General features: G+C 48.9%; 18 protein-coding genes. 13 read left to right on the top strand and 5 right to left on the bottom strand.

All coding sequences use genetic code 11. The features are described 5' to 3' along the window. Positions 1-27: 27 nt before the first annotated feature. From HDC91_RS14400 to HDC91_RS14390, 3 genes are read right to left on the bottom strand one after another with little or no spacing between them, the layout of a single operon-like run. Positions 28-603 (bottom strand): HdeD family acid-resistance protein, encoded by a 576-nt coding sequence (locus HDC91_RS14400; protein ID WP_183553340.1) that lies wholly within the window; start codon positions 601-603, stop codon positions 28-30. Then, positions 585-2,984 (bottom strand): phosphoenolpyruvate synthase, encoded by a 2,400-nt coding sequence (gene ppsA / locus HDC91_RS14395; protein ID WP_183553338.1) that lies wholly within the window; start codon positions 2,982-2,984, stop codon positions 585-587. Before ppsA ends, HDC91_RS14400 begins: the two co-directional genes overlap by 19 nt. 31 nt (positions 2,985-3,015) lie before the next feature. Then, positions 3,016-3,774, bottom strand: a complete 759-nt coding sequence (locus tag HDC91_RS14390; protein ID WP_183553336.1) for an SDR family oxidoreductase — start codon at positions 3,772-3,774, stop codon at positions 3,016-3,018. Between the two features lie 160 nt (positions 3,775-3,934). Between HDC91_RS14390 and HDC91_RS14385 the strand changes: the two genes are divergently transcribed. The 3 genes from HDC91_RS14385 to HDC91_RS14375 all read left to right on the top strand — a co-directional run bounded on the left by HDC91_RS14385 (position 3,935) and on the right by HDC91_RS14375 (position 6,570). Then, positions 3,935-4,516 carry a Crp/Fnr family transcriptional regulator gene (locus HDC91_RS14385; RefSeq protein ID WP_183553334.1) on the top strand — a complete coding sequence of 194 codons (582 nt, stop codon included), beginning with the start codon at positions 3,935-3,937 and terminating at the stop codon, positions 4,514-4,516. Positions 4,517-4,568: 52 nt separating this feature from the next. Then, positions 4,569-5,072, top strand: coding sequence for a cupin domain-containing protein (locus tag HDC91_RS14380; RefSeq protein WP_183553332.1), 504 nt, complete (start codon positions 4,569-4,571; stop codon positions 5,070-5,072). Positions 5,073-5,148: 76 nt separating this feature from the next. Continuing rightward, a complete protein-coding gene (locus HDC91_RS14375; protein WP_183553330.1) occupies positions 5,149-6,570 on the top strand; it encodes an MBL fold metallo-hydrolase RNA specificity domain-containing protein in 1,422 nt (473 codons plus the stop codon). On the opposite strand, the gene HDC91_RS14370 is transcribed toward HDC91_RS14375, so the two are convergent. After that, on the bottom strand, positions 6,509-7,576 hold the full coding sequence (locus HDC91_RS14370; protein ID WP_183553328.1) for a PAS domain-containing sensor histidine kinase: 1,068 nt from the start codon (positions 7,574-7,576) through the stop codon (positions 6,509-6,511). The two genes, HDC91_RS14375 and HDC91_RS14370, sit on opposite strands and share 62 nt — an antisense overlap. Positions 7,577-7,609: 33 nt before the next feature. Continuing rightward, positions 7,610-8,329: a TIGR00730 family Rossman fold protein gene (locus HDC91_RS14365; RefSeq protein ID WP_183553326.1), complete on the bottom strand. Its 720-nt coding sequence runs from the start codon at positions 8,327-8,329 to the stop codon at positions 7,610-7,612. 132 nt (positions 8,330-8,461) lie between these two features. Between HDC91_RS14365 and HDC91_RS14360 the strand changes: the two genes are divergently transcribed. The 10 genes from HDC91_RS14360 to mgtA all read left to right on the top strand — a co-directional run bounded on the left by HDC91_RS14360 (position 8,462) and on the right by mgtA (position 21,468). Further along, positions 8,462-9,562: an efflux RND transporter periplasmic adaptor subunit gene (locus HDC91_RS14360; protein ID WP_183553324.1), complete on the top strand. Its 1,101-nt coding sequence runs from the start codon at positions 8,462-8,464 to the stop codon at positions 9,560-9,562. A gap of 140 nt (positions 9,563-9,702) precedes the next feature. Beyond that, positions 9,703-10,818, top strand: coding sequence for an ABC transporter permease (locus HDC91_RS14355; RefSeq protein WP_221262192.1), 1,116 nt, complete (start codon positions 9,703-9,705; stop codon positions 10,816-10,818). Further along, complete coding sequence (locus HDC91_RS14350; RefSeq protein ID WP_183553322.1) at positions 10,815-11,498, top strand: ABC transporter ATP-binding protein; 684 nt, start codon at positions 10,815-10,817, stop codon at positions 11,496-11,498. The genes HDC91_RS14355 and HDC91_RS14350 overlap by 4 nt, the downstream gene beginning before the upstream one ends. Before the next feature lie 77 nt (positions 11,499-11,575). Beyond that, on the top strand, positions 11,576-12,436 hold the full coding sequence (locus HDC91_RS14345) for a universal stress protein (RefSeq protein ID WP_183553319.1): 861 nt from the start codon (positions 11,576-11,578) through the stop codon (positions 12,434-12,436). Positions 12,437-12,590: 154 nt separating this feature from the next. Then, complete coding sequence (locus tag HDC91_RS14340) at positions 12,591-13,778, top strand: acetate/propionate family kinase (RefSeq protein ID WP_183553317.1); 1,188 nt, start codon at positions 12,591-12,593, stop codon at positions 13,776-13,778. 4 nt (positions 13,779-13,782) lie between these two features. Then, positions 13,783-16,170 (top strand): phosphoketolase, encoded by a 2,388-nt coding sequence (locus HDC91_RS14335; RefSeq protein WP_183553315.1) that lies wholly within the window; start codon positions 13,783-13,785, stop codon positions 16,168-16,170. Further along, a complete protein-coding gene (locus tag HDC91_RS14330; protein WP_183553313.1) occupies positions 16,157-16,339 on the top strand; it encodes a hypothetical protein in 183 nt (60 codons plus the stop codon). Before HDC91_RS14335 ends, HDC91_RS14330 begins: the two co-directional genes overlap by 14 nt. Then, the gene (gene glgP / locus HDC91_RS14325) at positions 16,326-17,972 is read left to right on the top strand and encodes an alpha-glucan family phosphorylase (RefSeq protein WP_183553311.1); all 1,647 of its coding nucleotides are present in this window, start codon (positions 16,326-16,328) and stop codon (positions 17,970-17,972) included. Before HDC91_RS14330 ends, glgP begins: the two co-directional genes overlap by 14 nt. A gap of 84 nt (positions 17,973-18,056) precedes the next feature. Continuing rightward, positions 18,057-18,878 (top strand): hypothetical protein, encoded by an 822-nt coding sequence (locus tag HDC91_RS14320; RefSeq protein ID WP_183553310.1) that lies wholly within the window; start codon positions 18,057-18,059, stop codon positions 18,876-18,878. A gap of 10 nt (positions 18,879-18,888) precedes the next feature. After that, positions 18,889-21,468: a magnesium-translocating P-type ATPase gene (gene mgtA, locus HDC91_RS14315; protein ID WP_183553307.1), complete on the top strand. Its 2,580-nt coding sequence runs from the start codon at positions 18,889-18,891 to the stop codon at positions 21,466-21,468. The last annotated feature ends 3 nt before the right edge of the window (positions 21,469-21,471 follow it).

The raw sequence follows: 21,471 nt of genomic DNA, 5'->3' as shown, positions 1-21,471 counted from the left end.
CCGATAACGATACCGGCCATGCACACTTCATATGCTGTTGTTGTTGATCTTTAAGTTACGAAACCTAAACCCCAGATAGATCCGGAACAAGCCGGTAATAACAAAGGCGGCACCGGTATGTAAGATAATGTCTTGAGTGCCCCAGATCATATTCGTGAGCATCAGCACACCGGTACACATAACCAGTGCGCCAAAAAGCAACAACCAGGCCCAGTCTTCCTGCCCATGGTCGTGCAACTGCCAGGCGCTGGCGATGGACAATATCCCGCGCAGTACGAGCCAAAAACCGAGAATAACAGGTACAATGACCAACGATATCAGCGGGTAAAACCCAAGATAAATCCCTATGAACAGATCAACAAATGCGCCAAGTAAGGCCCAGCGTGTTACGCCCGAAGCGCGCCGGGTAAGCAGTACAAACAAAAATTCAATAATTCCTGTCACAAAAATGCCGATCGCGAAGATGATACATACCGTTAAGTAAGCGGTCAATTGTTCCGTCAGTATCCAAATGCCCATCCCTGTTAAAACGCAGCCACTTGCCGGAAACAGCCACCAATGCCTGATATCAGGCATTGGTTTTTTTACGCCGGGGGTTGACATGGCTTTTGGTTTGCTAAAACACGGTTAATGTTGTTGATGCCGTTGATCAGGGCGTCGGGGTTAAAAGCAATACTATCTATCCCCGCCTTAACCAGCATCTGGGCAAAAGCTTCCGAATCGCTGGCTGCCTGCCCGCAAAGCCCAATGTGCTTGTTTAAACGATTTGCCTTTTCGATCATCAGCCGGATGAGTTGCACGCTGGCGGCATCCTGCTCGTCAAACTCGTCCGCAATAAGCGCACAATCGCGGTCTATACCCAGGGTAAGCTGCGTCAGATCGTTGGAACCGATGGAGAAGCCGTCAAATACCTGCGCAAACTCTTCCGCTAATAATACATTACTTGGAATTTCCGCCATTACCATTATTTCGAGGCCGTTCTCGCCTTGCTTCAATCCGTTTTTTGCCATCAGTTCAATCACCCGCTTACCTTCTGCAACGGTACGGCAAAATGGTATCATAAGTTTAACATTAGTGAGCCCAATATCGTCGCGAACGTGTTTCATGGCTGCACACTCCAGGCGGAACCCCTCTCTGTAATGATCGTTGTCGTAACGAGAAGCTCCACGGAAGCCGATCATCGGGTTTTCTTCTTTTGGTTCAAAATATTTACCACCCAACAAGCCTGCATATTCATTGGTCTTAAAGTCGCTCATACGTACAATTACCTCCTTGGGATAAAATGCCGCCGCTATAGTGGCCACGCCCTGGGCAAGTTGATCTATAAAATAGGCTTCTTTCGTATCATAGCCATTCGTCAGGTTTTGGATTTTGATCCGGTCGGTTTCTTCGGTTACCTGGTCAAAATGCACCAGTGCCATGGGATGAACCTGTACCTGGCGGGCAATAATGAATTCCAGGCGCATCAGGCCAACTCCATGGTTAGGGAAGAAAGATAACTCAAAGGCTTGTTCAGGATCACCAACGATCAATTGTGCCAGCGGCCGCTGTGGTAGCCTCACTGAAGCAACATCTGTTATGCTTTCGGTCCAATTCAACTTGCCACGGTAAACTTTGCCGCCTTTTCCCTCGGCGCAGCTAACCGTTATCACTTCCCCATCCTGTATATTAACAGTAGCGTTTTCTGTACCCACAACCGCAACTGCACCCAGTTCCCGTGCAATAATGGCTGCGTGGCTGGTCCTTCCGCCTTTATTGGTGACAATACCGGCCACTTTTTTAAGTACAGGGTCCCAATCCGGGCTGGTGGTGTCCGTCACCAGTATGTCTCCCGGGCGCAGTTTGCCTATATCTGCCGGCGAGTTCAATAAACGTGCAGTACCGGCAGTGATCTGGTGGCCTACCGCTGCCCCGCTGGTAATCAATTCTCCTTGCTCTATAATACGACAACTTTTTACCAGGCGTTTTTTTTCCTGGCTATGTACAGTTTCAGGTCGCGCCTGTATAAGGTATAGTTGGCCGCTGGCACCGTCTTTTGCCCATTCAAAATCCATAGGTTTTTGATAATGTGCCTCAATCAATAACGCCCAGTTGGCCAGTTTAAGCACATCCCCGTCTTTCAGAACAAACTTCTCGCGCAGTTCCCAGGGGGTGTCCAGGTTAACGGTAGTACGCTGCTGGTCATTATCTGTTGGGTAAACCATCATTTTGCTTTTGCTGCCTAATGTTTTTTGAATGATGGCCTGCTTGCCTGAACGTAAGGTGGGTTTAAAAATCAAAAACTCATCAGGCACAACGGTACCTTGTACCATATTTTCCCCCAGTCCCCATACACCTGAAATTTGAATAACGTCGCGAAAGCCGCTTTCCGGTTCCAGCGTAAACCCGACGCCAGAACAACCCAGATCAGCGCGGATCATGGCCTGGATACCAACGGATAGGTAAACCTTATCGTGTGCAAAGCCCTTATCTTCGCGGTATTTGATGGCACGGTCGGTGTATAACGAAGCAAAACAGTGTTTTACAGCATCAACAACGGCCCGGTGACCTTTGATATTCAAGTAGGACTCGTGCTGACCCGCGAAACTGGCATCGGGCAGGTCTTCAGCTGTTGCGCTGCTACGAACTGCAACTGCCTGTTCGTGAAAATCGAATACGTAGTCATATTCATCAAATATGGCCAGCTGCAGATCGTTTGGCATCTGCGCGTTCAAGATTAACTTTCGCGCTTTTTGACCAATCTCAGGCAAATTAGCGAATTCGTTTCGATCCAGCATTTCCATCAGTTTGGCCAGTTGCGACTCTAAATTATTTACTTTTAAAAAGTGCCGGTAGCCTGCGGCAGTAACCGCAAAGCCATCAGGCACAGCAATTCCCTGTGGTTCCAGCGTTGCGAACATTTCGCCGATCGAGGCATTTTTTCCGCCAACCTCGGCAATGTCGCGAAGGGTGGTATCCTTGAATTTTTTGATATAGCGTTCCATATTGTTTTTTATTGTGTGGGACGAAAGCGGTTTAGTAAGCAGTCCAGCCACCGTCTGCAACCAGGACCGCGCCATTAATAAACCCTGATGCTTCAGTGGCCAGGTATAGCGCAAGTTCAGCGATCGCATCAGGCTGGGCACTTTCCGGAATATTCCCAGTGCCCGCGTTCATCCGTTCATAACCAAAGGGTTCGGGCTGCATACCTTGAAGGATATTGGTAGTTACACCGCCCGGAGCAATAGCGTTACACTGAATGCCTTTGCCGGCATACTGGTAACCAATATTGCGGGTAAGGCCAATAAGGCCATGCTTAGACGCCGTGTAAGCGGCTCCGGCACGGCCGCCGCAAAAGCCACCTATAGAAGCGATGTTGATGATGCGGCCGCGCTCATTCTGCAGGAAGAGCTTCAAGGCCTTGCGGCACGTAAAAAACGATCCATTCAGGTTGGTACCTATCACTTTGGCCCAAAGTTCGTCACTCAGCTCGGCTGCCGGCGTAAAGTTATCCATGATACCGGCGTTGTTGACCAGGATATCAAGGCTCCCATAAGTATTCAGCGTGTGCTTGAACAACTGTTCTACATCACCAGGGCTCGCAATATCGGCTGCGAAGCAACTGGCGCTGCCGCCCTGGTCGGTGATCGAGCGTGCCACAGCTTCAATATTTCCCTGGTGCAAGTCGGCCAGCATAAGCTTTCCTCCCTCAAGAGTGAACCGCTGTGCGATTGCTTTGCCAATTCCGGACCCTGCACCAGTCACCAGTATTACCTTGTTTTTCAATAAATTCATGATCGTCTTTTTATATCGAAGGTCGCAAGCTAAACAGGTTTAGGCTATGACGGTGGTCATAGTTTTAGTTGATGCTAAGCGGTGCACCGGGCTAAGGCAGTTGGGGTGTTGTTTTATCGCGAAATGCTTATTAATTTTAATTCATATAGTTTCCTAACTGATGGATACCAGCATTTTTCTGCAGCATCTTCGTTCCTACGTGTCCTTTCCTGATGCGGATTTCGATGGATTTTTAAAATTACTTGTGCCCTTCAGTCTTCGCAAAGGCGAGTATTTCTATAAAAGTGGTGAGGTGCCCCGGTACAGCCCTTTCGTAGTTCAAGGATGTTTGCGGCAGTTCATATTGGACGAATCAGGCCGGGAGCAGACCATATTATTCAACGAAGAGGGCAACTGGGCAGGGCAATTAGGCAGCATGCGCAGCCGTACGCCCACCAACGTTTATCTGCAGGCGCTTGAACCCTGCCAGATACTGGGTATTACGATAGAGAATGTAGATCGCGGCATGGCGCTGTTTCCATGGTATCAGCAATATTTTTTGAAAAAGTACCCCGCTGACCATGCCAGGTTACTGGAAGCTGCAAACCGTTTAAAAAGCGAACCGCCCGAAACACTTTACCGCGAGTTAATGGAGTCCAGGCCGTCATTACTTCTGCGTGTACCGCAACATCTTATTGCCAACTATCTCGGGGTGCGGACTGAAACGCTTAGCCGTATCAAAGCCAGGTTGCTGCGGGGTTGATTTGTTGATCCGGGTCAACATTTTTAAAAATGGAACGGGTTAACTTTAGTGTATGCAACCATCAACAACAATATATCAATTAACAAACAGACTTGGACGGGCGCGCTATTATATGGGCGGTTACTGGGTGTTTTTGGCTACCGCTGCAGATACAGGGGGGCAGTTTAGCCTGATAGAAGCCAACCTGCGCCAGGGCATGGAGCCGCCAGCTCATGTACATACCAACGAAGATGAGTCCTTTCAGTTGCAGGAAGGCGAGATGTTGTTTACTGCAGATGGCAAACAATACCAACTTAAGGCCGGAGAATTTTTGCATCTGCCAAAAGGGGTTCAGCACACATTTAAAGTACTGAGCCCCACCGCCAGGGTACTAATTCACCTGGTGCCTGCGGGGCTTGAAGCCATGTTCCTTGAATTAAGCCAGCCTGCAATTGCTTTAGATTACCCCACTGTACCTGCGGGGCCGCCGCCGGCCGAATGGTTGGAGCGTTTGGGCCGGTTACAGCATCAATTCGGCATCCGGAACGTAGATAACAGGGAGATCCGGGCTCAATAGTTATTCCTTGCCGGGTATCACTTATATGGGTGATCTTGGTCAACTTTCCATCAGCAGCAGAGCCTGATATTGCGTCATGGGAAGAAAACAACATCACAGCGCTTCGGCAGTTTACCTGGAATCGTTGGGCGCGGCCGGTACGGTTACGGGCTCTAAACATTTGCTGATTACCCCAGGTATGACGGTAATGATAGACTGCGGACTTTTCCAGGGTATCAAAACGTTACGTGAGCGCAATTGGGATAAGCTGCCGGTTGCTGCCCCTAGCGTGGGGGCTATGGTACTTACCCATGCGCATCTGGACCACTGCGGCTATATTCCGCTTTTTGTAAAAAACGGCTATCGCGGGCCAATTTATATGAGCGCCCCAACACGCGACCTGGCCGAGATCATCCTGAGAGATTGCGCAAAATTACAGGAAGAAGATGCTGCCCGCGCCAACCGGCATGGTTTTAGTAAACATCATCCCGCGCAGCCGCTTTATACAGTAGCTGATGTTGAAACTGCGCTGCCACTGTTTAAAGTATGTGCAACAGCATCTGAAATAAGATTGGGCGAACATTTGTCTTTTACCTTATTCCCCGCCGGTCATATCCCCGGGGCATGTTCGGTTAATTTTAACTGTTATGGTAAAAATGTGTTGTTTTCGGGCGATATCGGCCGCGAACATTCCGAATTGCTCCCGCCTCCCGCACGGCTCACCAATGCTGATTTTGTAATTATGGAGACCACCTATGGCGATCGGCTGCATTCCGCAGCGGATACGGCCCAGGAAATGGCAATGCTGATTAACGATACGCTTTTTAATAAAGGAAACATCCTTATCCCTTGTTTTGCCGTTGGCCGCGCGCAAGAGGTTATGCACCTAATTTACCGCTTAAAAATGCAGAATATTATCCCCAGGACTGTACCGGTTTACCTGGACAGCCCCATGGCGGCAGCCGCAGGCAAAGCATTGCTTCACCATCCTCAATGGTTTACCATTGATGAAAAGGAATGCGCACGAATGTTCAGCGGAGTAACCATTAATGAAAATTATGAAGAAACAAAGAAGATCATACGCCGCAGGGGAAGCAAGATTATATTGGCCGCCAGCGGCATGTTAACAGGCGGACGGGTATTGGAATACCTTAAGCAATATTTACCCGATAGTAAAAATATGGTTTTGCTGATTGGGTTTCAAGCCGAAGGCACGCGTGGCCGCGCCTTGCTGAACAAAGCCCCCGAAGTAAAGATGCACGGCAACTATTACCCGGTGCGGGCTCAGGTTAAAGAGATAGAAGGGCTTTCGGCCCATGCCGATCAAAGGGAATTGTTAAATTGGCTCAGCCGGTTAGCTGCCAGCCAGCCACGTGTATTTTTGGTACACGGCGAGCCTGGTGTACAGGATGCTTTCCGGGTAAAAGTTAAAGATGAGTTAGGTATTTATGCGGAAATTATGCAACAGGATGTACGCTTGATGCTATTTGAGCCGGCAGCGCCGGAAACGATAAGCTAAAAGTTGATCCTTTATTTTCGTGGCTTCGTACACGCACTTCACCACCAAGCTGGCGTACGTAATTTTTAACGATATGCAGGCCCAGCCCGGTACCCGATACTGCCCCGGCGTTACTTGCCCTGAAAAATGGTTCAAATAGCTTTTTTTGTTCATCCTGCGGAATGCCTATCCCTCGGTCACTAACGGTGATTACGTATCCTTCGGGATTTATCTTTGTCCGAAGGAAGATCTTGCCGGGCAGGGCAGAGTATTTAAACGCATTGGATAGCAGGTTTATCACACAATGTTTTAGCAGGCTCCGGTCAGAATTTATCAGGCGTTCCCTTCCATTATGCTGGTACAGTAACTGATGATTACCAGCCATTAGCCGCATCTGGGCACACAGATCCTCTCCAAAATTAACCAGGTCAAACTTTCTTAAATCGGGTTGGAAGGTTCCGGCCTCAATACGTTCCAGGGATAGGAAATCGTTAAGTGTATCTGTCATATCATTCACCGCCAGGCGTATTTTTTGCAAATGCGCCATGATCTTGCTTTGATCAAGCCGCTGATAATAGCGTTCGATGAGGGAGGCCGAGAGCTGGATCTGGCTTAATGGTGAACGGAACTCGTGGGATGCCATAGACACAAGCCGGCTTTTTAACTGACCTAACTGCTGTTCCCTTGCTAAGGAGTTCGCGTTACTTTTTTCACGGCTGAGGTCATGAACCTGTCCGATGTAATAGTGGTCGTCATCATCCGGAACCCGCACCAGGGAAAAAAATATGGGAAATTTCGTGCCGTCTTTTTTAATGCCGGTAAACTCTTGTGCCATATCGCACGACAGCAGCCGCTGACTGGTTTGGCCATCCAGAAACTGCCCTATTTGCATGCCCTTATGAGGTTTCCACCCAAAGGATGACCAAAAAGCAGGATTGGCTAACAGGATGTTGCCATTTCTGTCGGTAACCAACAGTCCATCAGCGGCCCGTTCAAAGAGCGCCTCAAATATTGTTGTTTTGTTCATTGTAAATGGTTTAAGGTTATGGTTAAGCATCGATCAGCCGCGTTCAAATAAAAACCGGAAGGGTTTTGGTTTCTTTTTAGGCTGCAAACCAAAGGGTTTGATGCTTTTTTCCCTGATCATTTCAACCGCCTCCTCAATGCTATCTGTTACAAGAAACATTCGTGCATCCGCAGGGCCGATGGTGCCCTCCTTTTGCATGGCTTCCATATGCGCCAGTAATTCCCGGTGGTAGGTTTTGGAAAAAATGACCACCGGAAAATCTTTTATCTTCCTGGTTTGTATTAGCGTAAGCGCTTCAAAATACTCATCAAGCGTACCAAAGCCGCCAGGCATCACTATAAACGCGTACGAATATTTTACAAGCAGTATTTTTCGCACGAAAAAGTGTTCCAGCCGTATCCATTTGTCAAGGTAAGGGTTAGGAGATTGTTCAACCGGAAGCTGAATATTACAGCCTACAGAACGGCCCCCAATATCTTTTGCGCCACGGTTTGCCGCTTCCATCAGGCCGGGGCCACCGCCGGTGAGTATGGTAAACCCCAGCTGCGCAAAGGCAGCTGCTGCCTGTCGGGTCATGGTATAATAGGGGTGGTCTTCGGCAAAACGCGCAGAGCCAAAAATAGTAATGCATGGCCCGATAAAATGCAGCGCCCGAAAACCAACTATCATTTCGCGCAAGGTCTTAAAAGCAAACTTTAGTTCCTTCCACCGCGACTGCAGCCCGTCCAGAAACACAATCTCAGATTCGTTCATAGTCAAATATCGTTGAAGGTATTGTAGCGTTTGCTGATGAAAGCCAGTATAAAAACTGATAATGATCATTCTGTTATATACAGCTTAGCTACAAATTTACAGCGCAGCTTTCGGCTGCATTAAACAGTAGCCATGTCAAAAAAGTCATTACTATTATTAATTTCTGTTTTTGTTGCAGCTTGTCAGCAACAGCGCATTACATACCCGCGGTACATGACGATCGTGCAAACAGTTTATGCTTCCGGCAAGGTCATGGCGGATAGTGAATACACGGTGGGCGCTCTCATCTCCGGAACGGTTATTGGAAAGCTTGTTAAGGAAGGTGACCAAATCAAAAAAGGCCAGGTCATTTATATTTTACGCCATACCGCCCCGGCGGCAAAAATGGAAGCGGCTGCCAGCGCGTTACTGAATGCAAGGGAAAATATTTCTGCACGTTCGCGCATTTTAAATGATCTGAAGATTGCCGAGCAGAACGCAGATCTCAAATTCCACAACGATTCCTTACTATACATCCGCTATCAAAACCTGTGGGCTCAGAATATTGGCACCAGGGTAAATCTGGATAACGCGCAAACGCAATACGAGCTTTCCTATAATCAAAAACAATCTGCCCGCGAAAAATACCGGTCAACGTTGAACGATCTGAAGGTTAGCATGAAAAATGCCGAAAGCATGGCGGCCGGTTCCAGGGCTGATCTGGAAAATTATTTTATACGTGCCGAGAGTAGCGGCACGATTTATCAGCTATTAAAGGAAAAAGGTGAAGCGGTTAAGATGAACGAACCCGTTGCCCTTTTGGGACGATCTGGAACAAGGCTTATTCAATTGGCTGTTGACCAGGAAGACATCCGTCAGATCAGGGCCGGCCAGCAGGTGCTTTTGAAAACCGACGCCAGTGGCGAGCATATTTACCAGGCAAAGATCAGCCGGATTTATCCTATGATGAATGAAACAGACCAGACCTTTAGGGTAGATGCGCTGTTTACCGACGGTGCTGACCCTGCTTATCTTCATAGTTCCGTTGAAGCTAATATCATTATCGCAAAGAAAATGAATTGCCTGACGATCCCGCTGGCTTTGCTCATGACAGGCGACAGTATCCGTGTGCGCCAAAACGGACGGATAGTTACCCAACCGGTAAAAACCGGTATCCGTACGACGAACGAAATTGAAATTATCAGCGGGGCAAGCAGGCATACCGCTATTCTTGACCCTTTTAACCCCCAATAGCATGTCTGTAAATCTACTCATCGCAAGGCGGCATTTAATGGCCAGCAAAAAGCAGACATTGGTTGCTATGTTAGGTGTTACGTTCGGAATCGCGATGTTTATCCTTATGATCAGTTTCATGATCGGGGGTGAACCAGTTTATGGAACGCACCATGCTTTCTTTTACGCCGGATGTACACCTGTACAATGACATCAGTACGGATTACAGCCATTCAATAGCCGGAGATTACTTTAAAGGCCAGCCGGTATCTGTAGGCGTGGCGCATCCAAAACCGCGACAAATAAAGCTTAATCTGAAAAATGCCGCAGGCATTATAGCCAGGCTCCGGCAGGATCCACTGATATCAGAGATTTCGCCGATGGTTAGCACGCTGGTGTTTTACAACTATGGGCCGGTTCAGATCAATGGTAACATCAGTGGGGTTAACATCCTGGATGAGTCGCGGATGTTTGATCTTAAAGAAAAGATGGTTAGCGGCATGCCGGAGGATTTGCTAACCGCTGATAAAGGAATTTTAATGGGTAGCGGTTTGGCACAAAAGTTAAATGTGCAGTTGGGTGATCTGGTCAGTCTGGCGGCGCCCAATGGCATGCTGATGCGTTTTAGGGTCGTCGGTATTTTCCGAATCGGCATGAGTGCAATTGATAATGTACGCAGCTATGTTAGCCTGGCCAGCGGCCAGCAACTATTGGGGAAGGACAAAAGTTATATTACAGACATCAGCATAAAGCTACATGACCATAGTAAGGCGGCGTGGGTAGCCAAGGCAATGAATAAACAGTTTGGCTACAAAGCGGATGACTGGGAAACCGCAAATGCCTCTGTAAAGACATCTAACCTGGTGCGCGATACACTCACTTACGTGGTAAGCGTGACATTGCTTATTGTAGCCGGCTTTGGCATTTACAATATTATGAACATGACCATTAATAATAAAATGAAGGACATTGCTATTTTGAAGGCCCAGGGCTTTGCCGGACAAGACATTATGCAGATTTTTTTGAGCCAGGCCATATTTATCGGGTTGTTGGGAGCCCTGAGCGGCATGGGCCTGGGCTTTATGTTAGCTTATGCCTTGTCCAGCGTGCCCTTTCCGCCTAACGAGTACGTGGCCCTGAAATATTTCCCTGTAGCTTTTGAGCCTGCACATTATTTTTTTGGGTTGCTATTCGGCTCGCTTACCCCGCTGGTTGCCGGCTTAATGCCCTCGCTCAAAGCCGCTAAGATAGACCCCGTAATGATATTAAGAGGATGACAGCAGCACTAACCGCCGAGAATTTGAATAAGTACTTCCACGAACCCGAAGAATTCCGGGTGCTGCAGGATATCTCTTTCAATATCAATAAGGGCGAATTCGTCCCCATTATCGGCAAGTCCGGCTGTGGTAAATCAACTTTGCTTTATTTGCTCAGTACGATGGATACGGATTATACCGGGTTGATCACGATCAATGGGCAGCAGGTTACCGGTCTGTCGCAGAACGACCTGGCATTGTTTCGCAACCGGCACATCGGTTTCGTTTTCCAGTTTCATTTTTTATTGCCCGAGTTTACCGCGTTGGAGAACGTGATGCTCCCCGCTTTAAAACTCGGGCGATGGGATAAAGCAGAGACAGAGGAGCGGGCATTGCAACAATTGCGTCAACTGGAGATGGAGCCCTTTGCGCGCCAACTTTCGGGCAAGCTTTCGGGTGGGCAGCAGCAGCGTATTGCCATAGCGCGGGCATTAATCAACGAACCGATGATCATTATGGCCGACGAGCCAACCGGTAACCTGGATAGCGGCAACACTAAGTTGGTGTTTGATATTTTCAGTCGTCTGGCCCACGAAAAGAACATAACGGTACTGGCAGTTACGCACGACCTTGATTTCGCTAAACACGCCGACCGTGTAATAGAGATGAAAGACGGCCGTATTGTTGTGCCGGATGCCTGACATCAGCGTAGCTATTGACCGAAGTCATTCTTCGATAAACTAACATTGTTCAGATTTGGGATATAAACCGCAGTATCATGAAAAAGATTCTTGTTTTAACAGATTTTAGTGCCAGTTCTTACAACGCTGCTCAGTATGCAAACGTGCTGGCCAGCCAACGTGGAACCAGTATTCTGCTGTATAATACCGTCGAGTCCATACCTATTGTTCCTAATTATGCAGGCGGCGGATTTGTAACGGAAACAGAAAATTTGTTTGCCGAAGAGAGTTTCGGTCAGTTAACGCAAGTGCGCAACAGCTTACTGGCCAGGCAGGGGAAAGGCCCGATAATCGAGATACTCATCGGCGAGGGTGATCTGGGTAGTAATATCAAAAAGCTGCTTAACGAACAAGCCATCGAACTGATTGTGATGGGAGCACCGCAGGGTAGCTTGATTAATCATTTACTAACCGGAAGCGAAACGCGTTCCGTTATAAAATCTGCCAACAGACCTGTACTGATAATTCCGGGGGATAAGCCGATCAAGCCCTTTAACAACTTTGTGCTGGCAACCGACTATCGGTCCGCAGATCTTTGCGCGTTACGCTATTTAAGCGCATGGATAGCGGTTATTGGCGGTCGGCTGGATGTTGTGCATATTCAAACCAGCGATGAGGTACCGCAGCTTACAGCCCAGCAAAGGCAGGTGTTCGAACTTTTTCTGAATAACTTGAGTTTTAATAATTTCCAATGTCATGACCTGCAGGGTAAAGATATCCTAGAACGACTTGATCGGTTTTGCCAGGATAAAAAGGCGGATGTACTGGCCATGATCAATTACCATCATGATTTCTTCAGTCGCTTGTTAGGCAACAGCCAAACTTTTAAGGAGTTACGTCATTTACAGCTACTGATGCTGGTTTTTCCCGGAAACTTCAACGATGAAACCACTGCTTAAAAAACAGTAAATTTGTAAACATTCGTAATTATATATCGCAGCAGCGCAACCTTGAGCCGGCTTTGTGCTTCTTTTAGCCAAACACGCCGGCAGATCATTACCGGCCGTGCTCATGGTCATATTTTAGCCGCGCTGCGAATAATAATTTCGTAGCATGACAACGGCGAATGATCAGTTCATACTTACTGTCAACTGCGGGTCTTCAAGCCTTAAGTTTTGTTTATTCGGGCTGCAAAACCTGCACCCCGCTTTATCCGGTTCGGTGAAGACAGATATTGCCGGTGAAACGCACTTTATCATACAAGATGAAGGGGGCGAATATTTGGCCAATCACCCATTGGCGCAGGCTGGTGTGGCCGCCGGTATTCGGGAACTGAGCGGTTGGCTTCACAATCATTCCAACCGTTATACTATCCGGGTTGTGGCGCACCGTATTGTTCAGGGGGGGCCAAAACACCGGGAGCCGGAAATTATCAGCGACAGTTTGCTGAACGAGCTTCAACATTATTCCTATCTCGCACCCAACCATCTTCCGGTTGAAATAAAAGCTATAAAGGCATTTCAGGAAATTTTTCCTGAATCGCTGGCCGTAGCTTGCTTCGATACCTTTTTTCATCGCCACCTGCCCGGGCAAGCCAAATATTACCCGTTGCCCGCAAGCTACCGTGAAAAGGGGGTGATGCGCTATGGTTTTCATGGCTTATCCTATGAGTTCATCCTGGAAACGCTGTTACAAAAGCATCCAAAACTGGTGGGGCAGAAACTGATTATCGCCCATTTGGGCAGCGGGGCCAGCATGGCCGCGGTGTGTAATGGTAAAAGTGTAGATACCACAATGGGTTTTAGTCCGTTAGGCGGTCTGGTGATGGCAACACGCAGCGGCGATCTCGACCCCGGGGTGATCCTGTACTTGCTGCGAAACGAGAAATTGTCAGCAGATGAGATCGATGAGTTATTGAGTGAGCAGTCCGGGTTACAGGCCATTGCCGGATGCGCAGATATGGAAAGTTTGGTAAAGCGTTCTGCAAGCGATCAAAAAGCCGGGCAGGCAATCGAACTTTTCTGTTACACAGTAAAAAAATTTATCGGCGCCTTAGCTGCCGCTATGGGTGGGCTGGATATGCTGGTTTTTACGGGAGGGATTGGCGAGAATGCCGCGCTCGTTAGGGAGCAGTGCTGCCACGGCCTGCAGTTTATGGGGCTGGAACTCAGCCGGCGGCGCAATAGTGCCGGGCATAAATGGATATCAAAATCAGGCAGTAAAGTAAAAATAGGAGTGTTGAAAACCAATGAGGCCGCTATCATGGCCAAACACGCCCAAACGTTAATCGGTAACCTTTAAGATTATGAACACATTAAACGAAAAAGAACTTCGATCGATACACGCCTACTGGCAAGCAGCAAACTATCTTGCAGCGGGGCAAATTTACCTGCAGGAGAACCCGTTGCTTAACGAGCCATTGAAAGCAGCAGATATCAAGCCAAGACTACTGGGCCATTGGGGCACGTCGCCGGGGCTGAACCTGGTGTATGTTCACCTGAATCGGCTGATCAAAAACACAGGCGCCGCCATACTTTATGTTTGCGGCCCGGGGCATGGAGCGCCTGCTGTTATAGCCCACACCTATTTGGAGGCTACCTACAGCGAAATTTACCCGGCTGTGCCCGAGAATGAGCAAGGTATGCGTCAGTTATTCCGGCAATTCTCAACACCGGGCGGGATTCCCAGCCATGTAAGTGCGCATACCCCGGGTTCGATTAACGAAGGAGGCGAACTGGGATACTCATTGGTACACGCCTTCGGAGCGGCGTTTGATAATCCGGACCTTATTGTCGCCTGTGTTGTCGGTGACGGGGAAGCGGAGACCGGCCCATTAGAGGGCAGCTGGAAGTCAGTCGCTTTCTTAAATCCGGCAACGGATGGGGCAGTTTTGCCTATTCTGCATTTAAACGGATATAAAATATCAGGGCCCACAGTGCTTGCGCGCATGAGCGACGCTTCGCTTACGGCGCTTTTTGCCGGTTATGGCTACGCTACGTATTTTGTTGAGGGCGACGACCCGCTCGTGGTGCATGAGCAAATGGCGAGAACCCTGGATGCTGCCTACGATAAAATAAGGCTTATACAACAATCAGCCAGGGCTAAAAAACTTTCTTATCCTTTTCTTTGGCCGGTTATTATTTTGCGGACGCCGAAGGGGTGGACGGGGCCAAAGGCCTGGAAAGGGGTACCTATTGAGGGCACCTTTCGTGCTCATCAGGTACCGCTTACCGGTGTGCGTGAAGATCCGGAAAAACTCAAACTGCTTGAAAACTGGTTGCGCGGCTATCACCCTGAAAAGCTTTTTGACGATACGGGAAAACTGTTGCCGCAACTGGCGGAGCTTGCCCCAAAAGGAGATAAGCGCATGAGCGCAGTTGCGCAAGCAAACGGAGGGTTGTTACTAACTGATCTGGTGCTGCCTGATTTTAAAACATACGGTCTTGATATTGGTATGCCGGGAACCCTAGAAGCGGAGAGTACCCGCAAGTTGGGTAAGTATCTGCGGGATATTTTTACCTTGAATGCAGATAAAAGGAACTTCCGGCTCTTTTGCCCGGACGAAACGACATCGAACCGCCTGGAGGCTGTTTTTGAGGTCACGGAGCGTTGTACGATGGAATTAACGCTGCCTGCAGATGATAAGCTTTCCACTGACGGCCGGGTAATGGAAGTGCTGAGTGAGCACCTTTGTGAGGGATGGCTGGAAGGTTACCTGCTGAGCGGGCGGCATGGATTATTTCCCTGTTACGAAGCATTTGTAACGATAGTAGATTCTATGGTGAGCCAACATGCCAAGTGGTTAAAAACTGCGCGCGAACTGCCCTGGCGTAAACCGGTAGCATCATTAAATTACTTGCTGACCTCGCATGTATGGCGGCAGGACAATAACGGCTACAGCCACCAGGGGCCAGGATTTATTGATACGGTGGTGAACAAAAAAAGCGCGGTAGTGCGTATTTATTTGCCGCCTGATGCCAATACATTGCTATCTGTTATGGATCATTGCCTGCGCAGCCGTGATTACATAAACGTAGTTGTAGCTGGCAAACAGCCGGAACTGCAATGGCTGAACATGGCTGACGCGATCAGGCATTCGGCGCAAGGCGCTTCCATTTGGGATTGGGCAAGCAATTGCGGCGCTGAAACGCCGGATATTGTACTGGCCTGCGCGGGCGATGTCCCTACTTTGGAAACGGTGGCGGCGGCATGGCTGCTGCGGCACCACCTGCCGCAGATAAAGGTACGCGTCGTCAATGTGATCGACCTGATGGCCTTATCACCGCAAGCTTATCATCCGCACGGTATGAGTGCCGAATTATTCAGCAGTTTGTTTACAGACACAGCGCATGTGATCTTTGCCTTTCATGGCTATGTGCGCATCATACACGACCTGGTACACGGCCGGCCGGAACCGGCCCGCTTCCATATTCGCGGCTATATGGAGGAAGGCACAACCACGACGCCATTTGATATGGTTGTACTAAATAATATGAGCCGATATCATCTGGCGATGGAAGCTGTGAAGCGGATAGCCGGCTTTCAACCCTACGCAGATACCTTTACCGCATATTGCCAATCTATGCTTCAGCGGCATCATCAATATATCTGTAAGCACCTGGATGATATGCCCGAGATCAAAGATTGGAAATGGAACGACGAAACCCATTTAACACCTTATGAAAATGATTAACAAAGCTTGGCATAAGATGAACGTGATGCCGAAAAACGCCACCATCGACCAACGGATATGCTGGCACCTGGCGCATCAGCAAAATTGTGGCTGCCGGCCAATACCGGCGAAGTTAAAAGCGGAAATCGCCGGGCGCAACATCAATACAGCACCAGATGGACAAAGCTGAATTATTTACTTACACACCGGCCGACCAGTACCGCACATCGGTCGCCTATTTTGCCATGGAATACGCGATAGACCAATCGTTAAAGATCTACGCCGGCGGCCTTGGCTTCCTGGCCGGCTCGCACCTGCGCAGTGCGTATCATCTGCAGCAAAACTTCGTCGCCGTGGGGTTGCTATGGAAATATGGTTATTATGACCAGGTGCGCGATGCAACAAACCATATGGCAGACGCTTTTATTGAAAAGCACTATTCCTTTCTAAGAGATATTAATATCACCTTCAGTATAACTGTTCACCAGTCCCCTGTCCATGTCAAAGCTTACCTTTTACCGCCGGCAACTTTTGGTTGCGCGCCCTTATTTTTGCTGACCACAGATATCCCGGAGAACGACGAGCTTTCCCGGTCGATCACCCATCGGCTGTATGATTCAAACGAGGCGACCCGCATCGCACAAAATATCGTTTTAGGTATCGGGGGCGCTAAAATGCTGGATATTTTAGGGCTTACGCCAGATGTTTACCATATGAATGAAGGTCACGCCGTAGCCTTAAATTTTTACCTGTATGATAAATTCAAAAATCTCGAAGAGGTAAAAAAAAGGGTAGTGTTCACTACCCATACGCCGGAGATGGCAGGTAATGAAGCGCATAACTTTGCACTGTTGGAAACAATGTCCTTTTTTTATCACCTCACCGTAACAGAGGTTAGGGAATTGCTCCAGCTGGAGGGGGAGCAATTTAACTACACGCTGACTGCCCTCAAATTCGCGCGGAAGGCCAATGGCGTTTCAAAGCTTCATACTCAAATAGCGCAGCAAATGTGGGGCGCCAATGCCGGTATTTGCCCTCTCATCCCCATCACCAATGCGCAAAACCGGTATTATTGGGCCGATATGCAGATAAGCCGGCAGTTGCAATCAAAGGATGTACAGGGCTTTGCCGGCCGTAAGAAAGAGTTAAAGCGCGAACTATTCCGGGTTGTTGCTGATCAATGCGGCAAACTATTCCGCGAAGATGTGTTAACCATTGTTTGGGCGAGGCGCTTTGCGGGTTATAAGCGTGCCGGACTGCTTATGGCCGATTGGCAGGCTTTTGTAAGCCTGGTTACACAGACGAAATATCCTGTACAATTGATTTGGGCAGGAAAGCCATATCCGGGCGATGAGGCAGGAGCCGGGGAATTTAACCAATTGATAAACCGGACGTTTGCTTTTTGCAATTGCGCTGTACTCACCGGGTATGAATTGCGCCTTTCCGCACTTTTAAAGCAAGGTGCAGACCTTTGGTTGAACACACCGCGCCTGTATCACGAAGCTTCGGGGACCAGTGGGATGACTGCGGCTATGAACGGGGCGGTGAACCTATCCATCGCTGACGGCTGGGTAGCTGAATTTGCCCGCGACCCGGTGAACTGTTTTCTGATCCCGACGGCGCCGCAAGAACTGCAGGAACCCCAAAAAGATGAGATGGAGAATAAAGCGATGCTGCAAGTGCTGCAGCAAAAGGTATTGCCTATGTATTACGATAATCCGGAAGAATGGTTCCGCATAGCAGGTACGGCTTACGAAGATGTTGTGCCGGCTTTCGATAGCGATCGCCTGGCCAGGCAATATTATCAGGACCTGTATGTATGAGTAGGCGCATGGCGCCGGATGACCCGTATCATGTTTTTGCCAGAAGAAATTCCCCAATTTTATGGAAAATGAAGCAAGCAAAACATGAAAACAATCCTCTTTATCAACGACGGTTCAACAGCCGCAAGCTCAGCTGCAAAATTAATGTTCCAGATCGCCCGGGATGTACAGGCAGAAGTCCTGATTGTTCAAACTAATTATCAGGCTACTACCGTCCCTGTTAAAGTACTGGCAGGAGGGCACGGAGCAACGACCGGCGGTAAACGGGAATCTGAACAGATCTATCGCTTGCTGCAGCGACTAAATGAAGGGCAGGCTGGTTTTCAGCCCTCCATCTCCCAGATAGAACTTCCGCTGGCAAATGCTGCTGACGTTGCCGCTGTGGCACTAAGAGCCAACTGCTGGATGATTGTTAGCGGGTACAGCAAAACGTCGGCAGATCAGCAGTCACTCAATTTTCAAAGCTTGCTTAACCGGTTGCAGTGCCCGCTCTTGCTGGTACCCGACTGCTGGGAGGGCGAATCGATACGCCGGATTACCTATATGGCCGACCTTCGGTATTGCCGCCTGAATATCATGCGCTATCTAACCGGTTGGGCATTAGCATCCCGGGCGAGCCTGTCGCTGGCGCATTTCAGTAAAGAAGGATTGGCCCCCATAGTTGAAAGTTATGGAGTTCAGCTATTTGGTGAGATAGCGAAGCAACTACCGCCATGCTCCCTAACTTTTAACAATATACCCGAGCGCGATATCCACCGGGCGTTGGATGTGCTTGTTAACGGTTTACATGCCGACCTGATGGTGCTGGTCAATCACCGGTTCCATTTCGAACAGATTATGGGTGGCCGGCTTAATGGGCGGATTCCCGAAGGTTTAGCTGTGCCTGTTCTGCTATTTCCCATGTAAAAGGATATCTATGTCAATATTACCATACACACCGGTACCTTTCTGGGCCCTGGAGGCTACCGAAGTGTTTAGCCGGCTAAGTACGGGTACTGCCGGCCTTTCCAGCCGCGATGCCGCCGAACGGCTTCGTAAATACGGTAGGAATACGGTAAGTTCAAACAGAACAAGCCAGGCTTTCATCTTATTCCTTGCTCAGTTCAAAAGCCCAGTTACCATCCTGCTCATCGTAGCATCATTTTTAGCCGCAGGTTTGGGTGATTTGGCTGATGCCATCATCATCCTCGGGATCGTCCTGCTTAGCGGCATTCTTGGTTTTTGGCAGGAAAAGGGGGCTAACGAGGCTATAAAAGGCTTACTGCAGATGGTGCAGTTAAACTGTAGTGTCGTCAGGGATGGTAAAACGGTAAGCATCCCGATGATAGCTGCCGTTCCCGGAGATGTTGTTCAGTTGTCCGCCGGTGATATGATACCGGGAGATTGCCTGCTACTTACGGCCACTGCTTTATTTGTTGATGAAGCTGCATTTACCGGAGAATCGTTTCCGGTTGAAAAGTACAGTGGGCCGTTACCTGCGGATACACCTCTGGCCAAACGGTTTAATACTTTGTTTATGGGCAGCCATGTAGTGAGCGGTACCGCAAGCGCCCTGATTGTAGATACGGGTATGTCAACCGAGTTTGGTAAATTATCAGCCAGTCTCCGAAATAGCATAGTTGAAACTGACTTTGAGCGTGGGATCCGCAAGTTTGGTTATCTTTTAATGGAATTGACATTATTGCTGGTTATAATCATTTTTGCCCTAAATGTTTGGCTGCATAAACCCGTGCTTGATTCTTTTTTATTCTCTCTGGCGCTTGCTGTAGGGCTCACCCCCCAAATGCTTCCTGCAATTATAAGTGTCAACCTGGCTGCGGGTGCCAGAAAGATGGCCCGGAAACAAGTGATCGTTAAAAGGCTGTCGGCAATTGAGAATTTCGGCAGTATGAATGTATTATGCACGGATAAAACAGGCACCATTACCGCGGGTAAGGTAGTGGTAAAAGATGCGCTGGACTGCAGCGGAAATCCCAGTGCCGGCGTTTTACGCTATGCCTGGCTAAACGCAGCCTTGCAAAGCGGTTTTCACAACCCTATTGATAAAGCTATATGCGAAGCTTATCAGGGTAACGAAAAGTTGCCGAACGCGAAAACAGAGATCCCGTATGACTTTTCCCGTAAACGCTTAAGTATCCAGGTAGAGGAATCCGGACGCTCCCGCTTGATCACCAAAGGCGCGTTTTCATCCATCCTGGAGATTTGTACAGAAGTAATGCACGGCGGCCGGCCTGTGCCCCTTGGCCCTGATCTTAAAAGCAGTTTGGTAAACCGATGGGAGGAGTTAAGCCGCAGCGGTTACCGAACGCTGGCGCTGGCCGTTAAAGAGATCCCGGATAAGCACAAGATTGACCGGCACGATGAGTCGGGTATGACCTTTGCAGGTTTCATTACCCTTTTTGACCCGCCTAAACCCGACAGCGCCAGCACGCTTCTCCGTTTGCAGCAATCAGGGGTTAAGTTAAAGATCATTACGGGCGACACCGCCCTGGTTGCGCAGCATCTTGCCGGTTTACTGGAGTTGCCCGCCCCCCGGATATTAAAGGGGCCCGAAATCCGACAGATGAGCCAGTCCGCCTTATTACACGCGGCGCCGCGTACCGATATTTTCGCCGAGGTGGAGCCGAATCAGAAAGAGAGGATCATATTGTTGTTAAAGAAAGCAGGCTACGTGGTAGGCTTTATGGGCGACGGTATTAATGACGCTCCCGCTCTGCATGCGGCAGACGTAGGGATTTCGGTGAACACAGCGGTTGACGTGGCCAAGGAGGCCGCAGATATCGTTTTGCTGAAAAGCGGGCTGCAAGTTTTATTGGACGGCATAGAAGAGGGTCGTAAAACGTTTGCAAATACCATGAAATATGTGTTTATGGCCACCAGCGCTAACTTTGGCAACATGTTCAGTATGGCGGGCGCTTCGCTATTTTTGCCGTTTTTGCCGCTGTTACCTAAACAAGTTTTGTTGACAAACCTGCTGACCGACTTCCCAGAGATGGCGATTGCCAGCGATAAGGTGGATAGTAGCCAGCTTAGTTTACCACAGCGCTGGGATATGGCTTTCATCCGCAAGTTTATGATCACTTTTGGGCTGCTGAGCTCTGTATTCGACTACCTGACTTTTACCTGCCTGCTATTTGTTTTCCACGCCGGTGAGCGGGAATTTCAGACAGGATGGTTTACTGAATCTGTTATTTCGGCAGTGGTTATTGTACTGGTGGTGCGCACGCGCCGGGCTTTTTTTCGCAGCTTGCCCGGAAACGCGCTTCTCGGAGCGAGTTTTGTCATAATCCTGGCTGTCTGCCTCATTCCCGGTTCACCATTGTCCGGCTGGTTCGGCTTCGTTGTTTTGCCGCCTGCCTTATACACCTGGATAGCTGTGCTCATCGCGGCCTACATGCTCACAGCCGAACTTGTAAAACATTGGTTCTATAAACGGCTGCTGGCACATATCAGTAAAAAGAATAAGCCGGCTGTCCAATCTCATTTATCAAGGTGATGT

Source organism: Mucilaginibacter sp. AK015, from assembly GCF_014200785.1.
In the GTDB taxonomy this organism is placed as follows: domain Bacteria; phylum Bacteroidota; class Bacteroidia; order Sphingobacteriales; family Sphingobacteriaceae; genus Mucilaginibacter.
This window is presented reverse-complemented; position numbering and strand designations above follow the sequence as displayed.

Coding starts and splice junctions, on each gene's coding strand:
- HDC91_RS14400 (WP_183553340.1), bottom strand. CDS start 603: ATGTCAACCCCCGGCGTAAAAAAACCAATGCCTGATATCAGGCATTGG.
- ppsA (WP_183553338.1), bottom strand. CDS start 2,984: ATGGAACGCTATATCAAAAAATTCAAGGATACCACCCTTCGCGACATT.
- HDC91_RS14390 (WP_183553336.1), bottom strand. CDS start 3,774: ATGAATTTATTGAAAAACAAGGTAATACTGGTGACTGGTGCAGGGTCC.
- HDC91_RS14385 (WP_183553334.1), top strand. CDS start 3,935: ATGGATACCAGCATTTTTCTGCAGCATCTTCGTTCCTACGTGTCCTTT.
- HDC91_RS14380 (WP_183553332.1), top strand. CDS start 4,569: ATGCAACCATCAACAACAATATATCAATTAACAAACAGACTTGGACGG.
- HDC91_RS14375 (WP_183553330.1), top strand. CDS start 5,149: ATGGGAAGAAAACAACATCACAGCGCTTCGGCAGTTTACCTGGAATCG.
- HDC91_RS14370 (WP_183553328.1), bottom strand. CDS start 7,576: ATGAACAAAACAACAATATTTGAGGCGCTCTTTGAACGGGCCGCTGAT.
- HDC91_RS14365 (WP_183553326.1), bottom strand. CDS start 8,329: ATGAACGAATCTGAGATTGTGTTTCTGGACGGGCTGCAGTCGCGGTGG.
- HDC91_RS14360 (WP_183553324.1), top strand. CDS start 8,462: ATGTCAAAAAAGTCATTACTATTATTAATTTCTGTTTTTGTTGCAGCT.
- HDC91_RS14355 (WP_221262192.1), top strand. CDS start 9,703: ATGGAACGCACCATGCTTTCTTTTACGCCGGATGTACACCTGTACAAT.
- HDC91_RS14350 (WP_183553322.1), top strand. CDS start 10,815: ATGACAGCAGCACTAACCGCCGAGAATTTGAATAAGTACTTCCACGAA.
- HDC91_RS14345 (WP_183553319.1), top strand. CDS start 11,576: ATGAAAAAGATTCTTGTTTTAACAGATTTTAGTGCCAGTTCTTACAAC.
- HDC91_RS14340 (WP_183553317.1), top strand. CDS start 12,591: ATGACAACGGCGAATGATCAGTTCATACTTACTGTCAACTGCGGGTCT.
- HDC91_RS14335 (WP_183553315.1), top strand. CDS start 13,783: ATGAACACATTAAACGAAAAAGAACTTCGATCGATACACGCCTACTGG.
- HDC91_RS14330 (WP_183553313.1), top strand. CDS start 16,157: ATGAAAATGATTAACAAAGCTTGGCATAAGATGAACGTGATGCCGAAA.
- glgP (WP_183553311.1), top strand. CDS start 16,326: ATGGACAAAGCTGAATTATTTACTTACACACCGGCCGACCAGTACCGC.
- HDC91_RS14320 (WP_183553310.1), top strand. CDS start 18,057: ATGAAAACAATCCTCTTTATCAACGACGGTTCAACAGCCGCAAGCTCA.
- mgtA (WP_183553307.1), top strand. CDS start 18,889: ATGTCAATATTACCATACACACCGGTACCTTTCTGGGCCCTGGAGGCT.